Consider the following 12,743-nt stretch of genomic DNA (forward strand, 5'->3'; position numbering starts at 1 on the left):
GCGCAAAATGGGGGGAACGCGATGAGTGACGCTATGCCGGATTCACGCCTCCGTCCGGACGCGCCACGCGCCGTGGTCATCGCTGTCCCTGCGGCGCAGCACCGCCATGTCACGGCGCTGGAGGCCAGTGGCGCGCGAATCCTGGCTGCGATCGGCCCGGCCGATCTGGACCGGCTCCTGAGCGGGCTGGTGGCGGCTGAGCTCATCATCTTCGACGGCATGCACGGCCCGCCGCACGACGCTGCAACCCACGCCGAGCGGATCGTCGCCTGGGCGAGCGGCAGCGCGTGCCGGGTCATCGCGCTGCTCGACCGCGACTCGCTGGACGACGCGGCGCTGCCGCTGATCGATGCCGGGGCGACGCTGCTGTGTGCGCCGTCCCCCGCCGACTATGCCGGCGCGATCGCCGAAGCGACCCGACCCGCGACGCTGCGGCTGCACGACGTCAGCAGCGAGCGCGAACGCGAGCGGCTGCAGCGGCTCAACGAAGAGGTTGCGCGGCTCGCTGCGGTCCTGTCCGACTTTGCCGCCGACCCGGTGCGGCGCGACCTGCGCGAACCGGGTCGGGGTTTCCGCGCCGAACCCGGCGAGGGTTCCGACCCCGCGCCGCGCCTGGTCCGGTCGATGATCCGCGCACGCCGGATGCGTGACCAGCATTTCCACCCCGAACTGTTCGCCGACCCGGCGTGGGACATGCTGCTCGACCTCTATGCCGCGCGACTCGAGGGCGTGCGGGTGTCGGTGTCGAGCCTGTGCATCGCCGCCGCCGTACCCCCGACCACCGCATTGCGCTGGATCGGCACGCTGCACGATGCCGGACTGTTCGAACGTGAGCCCGACCCGATCGACCGCCGCCGGGCGCATATCAAGCTGACCGACCGCGCCGCCGCAGCGATGCGCAGCTATTTCGCCGCGACCGAGCGGCAGGGCCTGATTCCGGGATAAAATGGTGAGCCCTGATGGATTCGAACCATCGACCTACTGATTAAAAGTCAGTTGCTCTACCGACTGAGCTAAGGGCCCCCGTGCTGGGTCAGGCGCTGCACCTAGGGGCGCGGACGCGGCGGGTCAACCGGGGAGGCGGGCCGCGAGCTGGCGAATGGTGCGTGCCGTCAGCGGATCGCGCCAGTCGGGGACAATGGCCAGCAGCGGACGCAGCACGAAGCTGCGCTGGCGGAACAGCGGATGCGGCACGGTGAGGCCGGGGCTGCTCCACGCCCCGCCCGACCAGAGGATCAGGTCGAGGTCGATCACCCGCGCGTCCCAGCGGCGACCACGCCGACGACCGAAGCTGCGCTCGATCCGCTTGAGGCGGGCGAGCAGCTCCGGCGGAGATTCGGCGCTTTCGATCAGGATCGCGGCATTGACGAAGCGGCGGCGCGAGGGGCCGAGCGGGGCGGTTTCGATGACCTGCGACTGCATGACCGCACCGCCGATCGCCGCGACCGCCGCTGCCAGCTCCTGTCGCGGCGAACCATGGCGACCGCGCCGGTTCGATCCCAGCGCAATGACATAATGGTGGGTTGAGGCGCTCACCCGCCCCGCCTATCCCGGAGCGATGATCCCGCCAAGTCCGTTGCCCGAGACCGAGCCGCCGCACGACTGCCCGCGCTGTCCGCGGCTGGTGGCGTTGCGACAGGAGTTGCGCGGCGAATATCCCGACTGGTGGAATGCGCCCGTGCCGGCGTTCGGCGATCCGGATGGCTAGCTGGGCATTATCGGTCTGGCTCCCGGCAAGCATGGCGCGAACCGGACCGGTCGGCCCTTTACCGGCGATTTCGCGGGCGACCTGATGTTCGCGACGCTGGCGAAGTTCGGGTTCACCAGCGGGGCTTACGAGAGCCGCGCGGATGACGGGTTGCAGCTGAACGGCGCGATCATCGTCAATTCGGTCAAGTGCCTGCCGCCCGAGAACAAGCCGACGCCGGAGGAGGCGCGGACCTGTCGCCCCTTTGCTGAGGCTCAGGTCGATGCGCTGCCCAATGCCCGCATCTTCATCGCGCTGGGGCAGATCGCGCATCAGAGCGCGGTCAAGATCCTGGGTGGCAAACTGCCCAAATGCCGCTTTGCCCATCTGGCGGAGCATCGCATGCCCGACGGGCGGGTGCTGATCGATAGCTATCACTGCTCGCGCTACAACCAGAATACCGGGCGGCTGACGGCGGAGATGTTCGAGGCGGTGTTTGCTCGGGCGCTGGAGCTGCGCGGGACGGTGTGAGCGCCGGACGAACCGGACATTTTTGACGGGTTTTCCGGGTGAGGCGACCGCGAAGCGACCGGTTGGCGCCTGCGACGCGACACCCGTGCGACAGTGTCGCGACGTCGGGTGGCGGGGTGTCAGGCGGTTCGCGAAGGGCATGGTGACTGTCCCGATCGGTCGAGGGGACAGATGAGATATGCCGGAGCGGGGTCTGTAGGAAAGCAATTTTCCGTAACAGCGCTTGGTTCGCGCTTGCCTCCCGGTGGACCCCGGCACAAGGCCGGGGTGACGAAGATTATTGAGGCGGGGCGCATGGGAGCCAAAGTTGAGTTCATTTATCGCGAAGATGATGACCGCGAGGGCTATTTAAGGGTTCGCTTCACGAGCGCCGCGCTCAGCGGAGATTTCGAATGGTTTGTGGACCATTTGGGGCTGCACGCCTTAATGCCTTTTGAGCAGCAACTGTCTGTCTATCCACTCGACCCAGCGGATCCCCCATTGCTTGAACTCTACGGCGGGCATTCTCCCGGCTTGCGGATCGAGGTCGCGCCTGTTGGTGGAACCGGCGACCTCAGCCTCACCCTGAGAATGGACGAGGAAGACGATCAGATACTTCAGGCTAAGATGCCGATCACCTACGGGACCGTTCAACGCCTCCAGGCGGGCCTCCGTGCATTGACCGAAGCAGGACACGGGAGTTTCGAGGTCGATCTAATCTAAACGTCCTCGACCATGCGCCGGTACAGTTCCGGGCGGCGGTCGCGGAAGAAGCCCATGCCGGCGCGGTGTTTGCGCGCGCGGTCGAGGTCGAGGGTGGCGGTGAGGACGCCGGTTTCCTCGGCGCCGAACTCGGCGAGGATGTCGCCCCATTCGTCGCAGATGAAGCTGTGGCCGTAGAAGCGCTGGTCGCCCTCGGTCCCGATGCGGTTGCTGGCGATCACGGGGACGACATTGGACACGGCATGGCCGATCATCGCGCGGCGCCACATGCGGCTGGTGTCGAGATCGGCGTCATAGGGCTCCGACCCGATCGCGGTGGGGTAGAACAGCAGTTGCGCGCCCATCAGCATCATCGTGCGCGCGGTTTCGGGATACCATTGGTCCCAGCAGATGCCGACGCCGAGCGCCGCGTCGTCGGCGGGGCCGTCCCACACCTTGAACCCGGTATTGCCGGGGCGGAAATAATATTTCTCTTCATAGCCCGGGCCGTCGGGAATGTGGCTCTTGCGATAGACGCCCGCGACCTTGCCGTCGGGTCCGATCATCGCGAGGCTGTTGTAGAAATGCGGGCCGTCCGCCTCGAAGAAGCTGGTCGGGATGTGGACCTGCAGCTCCGCGGCGAGGGCCTGCATCGCGGTGACGGCGGGGTGGCTGGCGAGCGGTTTGGCGGTCGCGAACAGCGCCTCGTCCTCTACGCGACAGAAATATTCGCCTTCGAAGAGTTCCGGGGGCAGGACGACCTGCGCGCCCTTCCCCGCCGCCTCACGCACGAGGTCGGTGACGTTGGCGATGTTCTGCGCCGTGTCGGTGGTGAAGGCGAGCTGGAGCGCGGCGACGGTGATCTGGGTCATGTGGGGTATTTAGGGGGTGGGGTCGCCTTCGTCACCCCGGACTTGTTCCGGGGTCCATTGGGCGGCGGGCGCATCGGCATGAGGGCGGGCGCTGCGCTGGTGGTAGGGTGGACCCTGGCACGGGGCCGGGGTGACGAGTGTGGGGAGGGGTGCCCTCTACCCTCGTCGTCCCGGGCTTGACCCGGGACGGGGCTTTTCTTTGCCGTCCGTGAAGGAAGAAGAAGCCTTGGCCCGGCTCAAGGCCGGGCGGACGTTGGGGGGTGGGATCGTGTTCGTTACGCGCCCCTGAACGTGACGAATGAAAAAGAAGAAGAAGACCCTCCCCAACCCCTCCCGCAAGCGGGAGGGGCTTAAGAAGAAGCGGCGCCCTTCACTTCGGAATCTGCTGGCTGATGCAGTGGAAGCTCCCCCCACCCGTCAGGATATGGTCCGCGCGCAGGCCCACGGCTTCGCGGCCGGGGAACAGGGCGCCGATCGTCTCCACCGCCTTGCGGTCGTTCGGCTGACCATAGACCGGGACCACCACGGCGGCGTTGCCGATGTAGAAGTTCATGTAACTTGCCGGGACGACCTCGCCCCCCTGGATCACGCGGCCGGGTGAGGGGATGGGCACGACTTCGACCCCGAACGCCTCGGCGCGACGCCGCGCGTCGGCATAGACGAGCCAGTTGGGGTCGTTCTCCTCCGGCACCGGGATCGCCAGCCGGTTTTCCCCGACGAAGCGGGCGAGGTTGTCGACATGGCCGTCGGTGTGGTCGTGGGCAAGGCCGTTGCCGAGCCAAAGCACGCGATCGAAGCCGAGATCCTCGCGCAGCCGCCGTTCCGCCTCACCCTGCGACAGGCCGGGGTTGCGGTTGCGGTTGAGCAAACATTGTTCGGTGGTGACAACCAGGCCGGTGCCGTCCCAGTCGATCGAGCCGCCCTCAAGCACCCAGTCATGTTCGACAACGTCCATGTGGCGCTTGGCGGCGAGGCGGCGGCCGATATCCTCGTCGCCGTCATATTCATACTTTCCGCCCCAGCCGTTGAAGCCGAAGGCGTGGCCGATCCCGGCGCGATCGACGATGACGCCGGTGTCGCGCAGCCAGATGTCGCCGAACGGGGCGACCACCACCTTGGCCGTGTCGCCGACCAGCAGCGCGGCCGCCCCGGCGGCTTCGTCGTCGGCGGCGACCAGCAGCACCTGTTCCCCCGCCCCGTCGGCATGGACCGCGCGGGCAAAGGCGGCGACCTCGGCCCGGGCGGCGCCGAGCGAGTCCCACAGATCAGGATGGCTGGGGAACCCGATCCAGACGGCCTTGTGCGGTGCCCATTCAGGGGGAAGGTGCGGCGTGGTCACGGTGTTACTTGGCTCCTGCGCGGGATTTGTCGCGGGCGGCGCGGAATTCGTCGCCCTCGACCCAGTTGGGCCAGGCGGCGGTCATGGCGAGCATGCGGCCGACGGCGTAATAGACCTGAAGATCCTTTTCCGCGCCCGCCCAGTTCCAGTTGGGATCGAACTCGTCCTTCGGGCCGTGATATTTGGTCTTCTCATAGTCCGCAGCGGCGGCGCGGCCGGCATCGCGGCCACCCTCGACCAGATCGTCGCCCGCGTCGAAATAGAGCATCGGCACGCCGTGCTTTGCCAGCATGAAATGGTCGGAGCGGTAGTAGAAGCCCTTTTCCGGGGTCGGTTCGGCATTGGCCATGCGGCCCTGCTTGGCGAGCGCGGCCTTGAGGTAATCGTCGAGCTGCGACTTGCCCATGCCCATGACGATGACGTTCCGGGCCGGCGGCGTCAGGTTCATCGCATCGATATTCACGCCGCCGACGGTCTTGGCGAGCGGGTAGACCGGGTTGTCGCCATAATATTTGGAGCCGAGCAGACCCGATTCCTCGGCCGTCACGGCGAGGAAGACGAGGCTGCGGTCAGGCGCGCCGGCCGCGGCATTGGCCTTGGCGATCGCGATCAGTGCGGCGGTGCCGGTGGCGTTGTCGATCGCGCCGTTGCAGATGTCGTCGCCATCGGGCGCGGCCTCGCAGCGGCCGAGATGGTCCCAGTGCGCGGTGTAGAGGACATATTCGTCCGGCCGCTTGGCACCGGGGAGGATGCCGATGACATTCTTCGACGCGTGCTTGCGGATGACGTTGTCGAAGCTGACCGATGCCTTGACGTCACCGAGCGGCACGGCCTTGAACCCCTTGACCTTGGCGGCGGCGGAGAGCGTGTCGAAATCCTGACCCGCGCTGGCGAACAGAGCCTTGGCCTTGTCGAGCTGGATCCAGCCATTGGCAGCGGTCTGGTCGGAATGGCCGTTGGCGGCATCGGCGACCTGCTGCTCGCCGGTCCAGCTCGACTGGACGACGTTCCAGCCATAGGCGGCGGGTTGGGTATCATGGACGATCAGCGCGGCGGCGGCACCCTGACGCGCGGCCTCCTCGAACTTGTAGGTCCAGCGGCCATAATAGGTCATCGCCTGGCCGCCGAAATCGCCCTGCAATCCGGCGGTTTCCCAGTCGGGATCGTTGACGAGGATGACGACGGTCTTCCCCTTCACGTCGATCCCGGCATAGTCGTTCCAGCCCCTTTCAGGGGCGTTGATGCCATAGCCGACGAACACCACCGGGCTGTCCTTGACCGCGATGCTGGGGGTCACGCGATAGGTGCCGGCGACGAATTCGGGGCCGTATTTCAGGGACATCGGCTGCGTGCCGCCGGTGAAGCTCAGCGGCGAGACATTCTGCGCGGTGATCGCGACCAGCGGCACGTCCTGGAACCAGCTGCCATTGTTGCCTGGCTGGAGCCCCGCCTTCTGGAACTGATCGACGAGATAGGCGAGCGTCTTGGCCTCACCCGGCGTGCCGGGGGCGCGGCCCTCGAACGCGTCGGAAGAGAGTGTGCGGGTCGCTTCCTTCATCACGTCCATCGGCATCGCGGGGAGCGCAACATCGGGCAGCGCGGTCGTGTCGGACGCGGTCGAACAGGCGGCAAGGCCCAGCAGGGCGAGCAGCGCAAGGCGCATGGGGCATCGTCTCCAGGGATACGAGTGATGCGGTGACTCTTGGCAGGGGGCGGCGCAATCGGCAAGCCACGACCCCTTGTGCCCCGGGCGCCGCCGGAATAGCCTTTGCCTTCAGGGGGTAACATGAAGACATTGATGATGCTTGCGAGTGCGGTCGCACTCGCCATGCCGGCTGCCGCGCAACCGGCCGCACCGGACAGCGCCGCGCGGCCCGCGTTCGACGCGGCCCGCGCCTTTGGCGCACGCGAATCGCTCACCCAGGTCAGCCTGTCGCCCGACGGAACACGGATCGCCTATGTCGCGCCCTTTGGCGCGCGCGGATCGGCGATCTATGTCGCGCCGGTCGACGGATCGGCCGTGCCGGTCCGGGTCGGCACCACCGACGGCAAGCCCGACCGGGTGCGCTCCTGTCGCTGGGCAAGCGCGATACGCCTGCTGTGCAGCGTGTCGGGGATTATCGGCAACCCGCGGCTGACCACCATATCGCGCATGATCGCGATGGACGCCGATGGCGGCAATGTCGCGGTGGTGGCGCAGCCCGGGACCGGGCGCGAGCTGCTCGGCAGCACCGGCTTTGGCGGATCGGTGATCGACTGGAACCCCGGGGTCGAGGGCAGCGTGCTGATGCTGCGCGGCTATGTTCCGGAATATGATACCGGCACGCGCCTGGCGCAGACCAAGCGCGGGCTGGGCGTCGATCTGATCGACGTGACGACGATGAAGGTCCGCAACGTCGAGCAGCCGGCAGAGGACGCATCGGAATATCTGACCGACGGGCGCGGCCAGGTGCGCATCATCGGGCGCGCGGTGCTGCGCGACGGCTATTCCACCGGGCGGCGGCTCTATTATTTCCGGCGCAAGGGCAACCGCAACTGGGAGGCGCTGAGCGAAACCGACGCGACCAACCCGACCGATCCGGCGTTCGACCCCTATGCGATCGACCCCGCGCTCGACATCGCCTATGGCATGAAGCGGCATCAGGGCCGTATGGCGCTGTTCAGCAAGGCGCTGGATGGCAGCGGCACCGAAACGCTGGTCTATGCCCATCCCGAGGTCGATGTCGGCGGGCTGGTGCGCATCGGTCGCAATCGCCGCGTGGTCGGCGTGAGCTATGCCACCGACAAATCCTATGTTCATTATTTCGACCCGGCGATCAGCGCGCTGCGCCGGATGCTGACACGGGCGCTGCCCAATCTGCCGATGATCGATGTGGTCGATTCGAGCGAGGACGAAAAGCGGATGCTGGTCTGGGCCGGCAGCGACACCGATCCGGGCCGCTATTTCCTGTTCGACCGCGACAGCAAGCAGCTGAGCGAGCTGATGCTGGTCCGCCCGGAGCTGGAGGCTGTGGCGATGGGGACGATGCGCCCGGTCAGCTATCCTGCCACCGACGGGACGATGATCCCGGGCTATCTGACACTGCCGCCGGGCAGCACGGGCAAGAATCTGCCAGCCATCGTCCTGCCGCATGGCGGGCCGGGCGCGCGCGATTACTGGGGCTTTGACTGGCTGTCGCAATATTTTGCGAGCCAGGGCTTTGCCGTGCTGCAGCCCAATTTCCGCGGGTCGGCGGGCTATGGCGACGCCTGGTTCCAGCGCAACGGTTTCCGCGACTGGCGCGTCGCGATCGGCGACGTCAACGATGCGGGGCGCTGGCTGGTCAAGCAGGGGATCGCCGACCCCGCACAGCTTGGCATCCTCGGCTGGTCCTATGGCGGCTATGCCGCGCTGCAGTCGGCGGTGGTCGAACCCGGCCTGTTCAAGCGGGTGGTGGCGATTGCCCCGGTGACCGATCTGGACAAGCTCAAGAGCGACAGCGAGGGCTATTCCGACTTTGTCGTCGTCTCGCGCTTTGTCGGCGCCGGACCGCATGTCGCGGAAGGATCGCCTGCACGCCATGCCGCGAAGATCACGGCGCCCGTGCTGATGTTCCACGGCGATCTCGACCTCAACGTCGCGGTCGGCCAGGCGCGGCTGATGCAGGACAAGATGAAGGCCGCGGGTCGCCCCAGCACGCTGGTCGAATATCCCGGGCTGGACCATTATCTCGACGACAGCGCGGCGCGCGAGACGCTGCTGCGCAAGAGCGCGGCTTTTCTCAAGGGCGGCCCGGCCGACTGATCCGGCGGGCCGGACCGGCGCAACGAAAAAGGGGCGGCCCGAACGGACCGCCCCTTTTTTTCGTCCGGTCCCGAAGGATCAGCGCGAGTAGAACTCGACCACCAGGTTCGGTTCCATCTTCACCGGGTACGGCACCTCGTCGAGGGTCGGTACGCGGGTGAAGGTGATCTTCGACGCGCCATCGGGTGCGATGTAGTCGGGGATGTCACGCTCGGCCAGGCTCTGCGCTTCCATGACCAGCGCCATTTCGCGGGCCTTGGCACCCAGCTCGACGGTCTCACCGACCTTGATGCGGCGCGAGCCGATGTTGCACTTCTCGCCGTTCACCTTGACGTGGCCGTGGTTGACCAGCTGGCGCGCAGCGAAGATCGTCGGCGCGAACTTGGCGCGATAGACGATCATGTCGAGACGCATTTCGAGCAGGCCGATCAGGTTCTGACCGGTATCGCCCTTCATCTTCGACGCGTCTTCATAGGCGCGCTTGAACTGCTTTTCGGTCACGTCGCCATAATAGCCCTTGAGCTTCTGCTTGGCGCGCAGCTGGATGCCGAAGTCCGACATCTTGCCCTTGCGGCGCTGACCGTGCTGACCGGGGCCATATTCACGCTTGTTGACGGGCGACTTGGGGCGACCCCAAATGTTTTCGCCCATCCGGCGATCGAGCTTGTACTTGGCGCTGGAGCGCTTCGACATGATAAATTCCTAACAATTGCAACGACGTTGACCCGGCCAGGCGGCCTGATCGCGATTCCGGTATCGCCTGTGCATGCGCACAGGGCCGCTGCTTCACCGGAGTGCAGGGCCGATTGCGAAGGCGGGCGCTTAGCGGCGGCGCTGGATCGAGTCAATCCGGATCGGGACGACGACGCTCGCGGCGTTCTTCATGCATCCCGGTCGGATCTTCGAGCGCACGCCATTCAGCGGCCGTGCGACAGATCTTGCGCACCCCCATGCGGCTGCCGGTTTCTTCATCCACCCGGCAGATCTTGGGCTCCTTGGTCGGCTTTGGCTTGGGCGCCTGTGGCTCCTGCCCCGCCGGGGCGGCAATCAAGGCCAGTGCGATCGCGACAATCATTGCGAACTCCTGCTACAGATCAACGCCTTGTACCGGGACCTTGGGACTCCGCAACCCGTCAGGCGCGGTTGCGCTTCTTGCCCTCCAGCGCCGACAGCACCCCGCGCAGGGTACGCAATTCCTGGCTGGTCCAGCCCGGCTTGGTCAGCAGGTTGCGCAACGTCAGCTTGGTGGTCGGCACGCGATCGGGCGGGAAATAATAGCCGGTATCATCCAGCAGCGTATCGAAATGGCCGATCAGCCCCTCCAGCTCGGCCTGTGGCGCGGGGGGATCGAGGTCGGTGCGCGGCGGCTGGGCCAGCCCCTGCCCCTTCGACCATTCATAAGCGACGAGGATCACCGCCTGCGCCAGGTTGAGCGAGCCGAATTCGGGATTGATCGGCACGGTCAGGATCGCGCGGGCAAGCGCGACATCCTCGGTCTCCAGCCCCGAGCGCTCCGGTCCGAACAGGATCGCCGAGCGGCCGGGGGCAGCGTGGATTTCCGCCGCGGCCTCGACCGGGGTCACCACCGGCTTGGTCACGCCGCGCTTGCGCACCGTGGTGGCATAGACGTGCGGGCAATCGGCCACCGCCTCGGCGACGCTTTCGAACACCTGCGCACGTTCGAGCACGATGTCGGCGCCGCTCGCCGCCGGACCGGCCGAGGGATTGGGCCAGCCGTCACGCGGCGTCACCAGCCGCATTTCGGTCAGCCCGAAATTGAGCATCGCGCGCGCGGCCTTGCCGATATTCTCGCCCAATTGCGGGCGGACCAGAACGATGACGGGATTCACTGCTTGCCGACCTCGCTCACATTGCTGGCGAATTCCTCGAAATCCTTGGCCTCGCGAAAGTCGCGATAGACGCTGGCAAAGCGGATATAGGCGACCGAATCGAGGTGCTTGAGCCCCTCCATCACCATTTCGCCGATCCGCTTCGTCGGTACTTCGGTTTCGCCCAGCGTTTCGAGCTGACGCTGAATGCCCGAGACGAGCTTTTCGACCTGGGTCGCGTCGATCGGGCGCTTGCGGCAGGCAAGGCTGACCGACCGGATCAGCTTGTCGCGGTCGAACGGCTCGCGCTTGTCCTCCGACTTGAGCACGAACAGCTCGCGCAGCTGGATCCGCTCGAAGGTGGTGAAGCGCGCCGCGCACGCCTCGCACTGCCGCCGACGACGGATCGCGGCGCCGTCTTCGGTGGGGCGGCTGTCTTTGACCTGCGAGGCTTCATGGCCGCAGAACGGGCAGCGCATTAACCCCTCTCCCCTTCAGGGGAGAGGGTGGTCGAGCGAAGCGAGACCGGGAGAGGGGGCTGAAGGAGAGCGCATCGTGCATGCCCCTCTCCCCGGCCCTCTCCCCTGAAGGGGAGAGGGAGAAAGGGCATCACGCCTCCGGATAGATCGGGAAGCGTTCGCACAGCGCGCGGACGCGCAGCTTGACCGCGGCCTCGACCTCGGGGTCGCCGGCTTCACCCTTGGTACGCAGCCCCTCGAGCACATCGGCGATCATGTTGCCGATTTCGCGGAATTCGGCGACGCCGAAGCCGCGCGTGGTGCCGGCGGGCGATCCGACGCGGATGCCGCTGGTCTTGGTCGGGGGCAGCGGATCGTTGGGGATGCCGTTCTTGTTGCAGGTGATGCCGGCGCGCTCGAGCGCCTCGTCCGCGTCCTTGCCGGTAACGCCGAGCGGGGTCAGATCGATCAGCGCGAGGTGGGTGTCGGTGCCGCCCGAAACGACCGCCGCGCCACGTTCCTTGAGCGTCGCGGCCAGCACCTTCGCATTCTCCACCACCGCCGCGATATAGCCCTTGTACCCGGGCTGCAGCGCTTCGCCGAACGCCACCGCCTTGGCCGCGATCACATGCATCAGCGGCCCGCCCTGCATGCCGGGGAACACCGCCGAGTTGAACTTCTTCGCCAGCGCCTCGTCATTGGTGAGGATCATGCCGCCGCGCGGACCACGCAGCGTCTTGTGCGTCGTCGTCGTCGCGACATGCGCATGCGGGAAGGGCGAGGGATGCTGGCCGGCGGCGACGATGCCGCTGAAATGCGCCATGTCGACCATGAAGAGTGCATCGACCTTGTCCGCGATCGCGCGGAAGCGGGCGAAATCGATCACGCGCGGATAGGCCGAGCCGCCCGCGATGATCAGGCGCGGCTTGTGCTCGAGCGCCAGCGCCTCGACCGCGTCATAGTCGATCAGGTGGGTGACCGGATCGACGCCATATTGGACCGCGTTGAACCACTTGCCGCTCATCGCCGCCTTGGCGCCGTGCGTGAGGTGACCGCCGGCATCGAGGCTCATGCCCAGGATCGTGTCGCCCGGCTTGACCAAAGCGAGCATCACCGCGCCATTGGCCTGCGCGCCCGAGTGCGGCTGAACATTGGCGAAGCCGCAGCCGAACAGCTGCTTGGCGCGCTCGATCGCCAGCGTCTCGACCGCGTCGGACGGGTGGCAGCCCTGATAGTAGCGCTTGCCGGGATAGCCCTCGGCGTACTTGTTGGTGAACACGCTGCCCTGCGCTTCGAGCACCGCCTTCGACACGATGTTTTCCGAGGCGATCAGTTCGATCTGATACTGCTCGCGCTCCAGCTCTTCGCGCACGCCGGCGAACACCGCCGGGTCGGCATCGGCGAGGTTGCGGGTGAAAAAGCCGTCGGGCTGAACCTGGGCGAGCGTCTGGGGGTTGGTGCTCATCGCGCGGATCCTTTGTCTGGTGGCCGCCGACGGGCAGGTGCGGGCGACCTGTCGCGCACGCCCTTATGCGCTTGGCCGCGATTAGGCCAGACGCGAT

At 66.7% G+C, this 12,743-nt stretch carries 14 protein-coding genes and 1 tRNA gene; 5 read left to right on the forward strand and 10 right to left on the reverse strand.

Features of this window, described 5'->3' with window-relative positions:
- Positions 1-21 precede the first annotated feature (21 nt).
- Entirely contained in the window at positions 22-945 is a 924-nt protein-coding gene (locus J2Y54_RS08845; protein WP_310038833.1) for a winged helix DNA-binding protein, read from the forward strand.
- A gap of 2 nt (positions 946-947) precedes the next feature.
- Here J2Y54_RS08845 and J2Y54_RS08850 read toward each other — a convergent pair.
- Together J2Y54_RS08850 and folK are read right to left on the reverse strand one after the other, a co-directional pair.
- Positions 948-1,023 (reverse strand) — tRNA-Lys (locus tag J2Y54_RS08850).
- A 45-nt stretch (positions 1,024-1,068) separates the two neighbouring features.
- Positions 1,069-1,536, reverse strand: coding sequence for a 2-amino-4-hydroxy-6-hydroxymethyldihydropteridine diphosphokinase (folK, locus tag J2Y54_RS08855; RefSeq protein WP_310038834.1), 468 nt, complete (start codon positions 1,534-1,536; stop codon positions 1,069-1,071).
- A gap of 22 nt (positions 1,537-1,558) precedes the next feature.
- On the opposite strand from folK, the gene J2Y54_RS08860 reads away from it, so the two are divergent.
- From J2Y54_RS08860 to J2Y54_RS08870, 3 genes are all read left to right on the forward strand, one after another.
- Entirely contained in the window at positions 1,559-1,708 is a 150-nt protein-coding gene (locus tag J2Y54_RS08860; protein ID WP_310038837.1) for a hypothetical protein, read from the forward strand.
- Positions 1,709-2,218 carry a uracil-DNA glycosylase gene (locus J2Y54_RS08865; protein WP_310041256.1) on the forward strand — a complete coding sequence of 170 codons (510 nt, stop codon included), beginning with the start codon at positions 1,709-1,711 and terminating at the stop codon, positions 2,216-2,218.
- A 267-nt stretch (positions 2,219-2,485) separates the two neighbouring features.
- A complete protein-coding gene (locus J2Y54_RS08870) occupies positions 2,486-2,920 on the forward strand; it encodes a hypothetical protein (protein ID WP_310038839.1) in 435 nt (144 codons plus the stop codon).
- Here J2Y54_RS08870 and aguB read toward each other — a convergent pair.
- From aguB to J2Y54_RS08885, 3 genes are all read right to left on the reverse strand, one after another.
- Positions 2,917-3,771 (reverse strand): N-carbamoylputrescine amidase, encoded by an 855-nt coding sequence (gene aguB, locus J2Y54_RS08875; protein ID WP_310038842.1) that lies wholly within the window; start codon positions 3,769-3,771, stop codon positions 2,917-2,919. The two genes, J2Y54_RS08870 and aguB, sit on opposite strands and share 4 nt — an antisense overlap.
- Before the next feature lie 370 nt (positions 3,772-4,141).
- Positions 4,142-5,110: an agmatine deiminase family protein gene (locus tag J2Y54_RS08880; protein ID WP_310038845.1), complete on the reverse strand. Its 969-nt coding sequence runs from the start codon at positions 5,108-5,110 to the stop codon at positions 4,142-4,144.
- Between the two features lie 4 nt (positions 5,111-5,114).
- A complete protein-coding gene (locus tag J2Y54_RS08885) occupies positions 5,115-6,773 on the reverse strand; it encodes a M28 family metallopeptidase (RefSeq protein ID WP_310038848.1) in 1,659 nt (552 codons plus the stop codon).
- 123 nt (positions 6,774-6,896) lie between these two features.
- Here J2Y54_RS08885 and J2Y54_RS08890 point away from each other — a divergent pair, with 123 nt between their 5' ends.
- A complete protein-coding gene (locus J2Y54_RS08890; protein WP_310038850.1) occupies positions 6,897-8,894 on the forward strand; it encodes a S9 family peptidase in 1,998 nt (665 codons plus the stop codon).
- Positions 8,895-8,972: 78 nt separating this feature from the next.
- Here the strand turns inward: J2Y54_RS08890 and rpsD are convergent, their stop codons facing one another.
- The 5 genes from rpsD to glyA all read right to left on the reverse strand — a co-directional run bounded on the left by rpsD (position 8,973) and on the right by glyA (position 12,646).
- Entirely contained in the window at positions 8,973-9,587 is a 615-nt protein-coding gene (gene rpsD, locus J2Y54_RS08895; RefSeq protein ID WP_310038855.1) for a 30S ribosomal protein S4, read from the reverse strand.
- A gap of 151 nt (positions 9,588-9,738) precedes the next feature.
- Positions 9,739-9,969: a hypothetical protein gene (locus J2Y54_RS08900; RefSeq protein ID WP_310038858.1), complete on the reverse strand. Its 231-nt coding sequence runs from the start codon at positions 9,967-9,969 to the stop codon at positions 9,739-9,741.
- A 58-nt stretch (positions 9,970-10,027) separates the two neighbouring features.
- Positions 10,028-10,744 carry an RNA methyltransferase gene (locus J2Y54_RS08905; RefSeq protein WP_310038860.1) on the reverse strand — a complete coding sequence of 239 codons (717 nt, stop codon included), beginning with the start codon at positions 10,742-10,744 and terminating at the stop codon, positions 10,028-10,030.
- On the reverse strand, positions 10,741-11,202 hold the full coding sequence (gene nrdR, locus J2Y54_RS08910) for a transcriptional regulator NrdR (protein ID WP_300497151.1): 462 nt from the start codon (positions 11,200-11,202) through the stop codon (positions 10,741-10,743). The genes J2Y54_RS08905 and nrdR overlap by 4 nt, the downstream gene beginning before the upstream one ends.
- Before the next feature lie 130 nt (positions 11,203-11,332).
- Positions 11,333-12,646, reverse strand: a complete 1,314-nt coding sequence (gene glyA / locus J2Y54_RS08915; RefSeq protein WP_310038863.1) for a serine hydroxymethyltransferase — start codon at positions 12,644-12,646, stop codon at positions 11,333-11,335.
- Positions 12,647-12,743: the final 97 nt, after the last annotated feature.

The sequence above is a fragment of the Sphingomonas sp. BE123 genome, from assembly GCF_031456015.1.
GTDB lineage: Bacteria > Pseudomonadota > Alphaproteobacteria > Sphingomonadales > Sphingomonadaceae > Sphingomonas.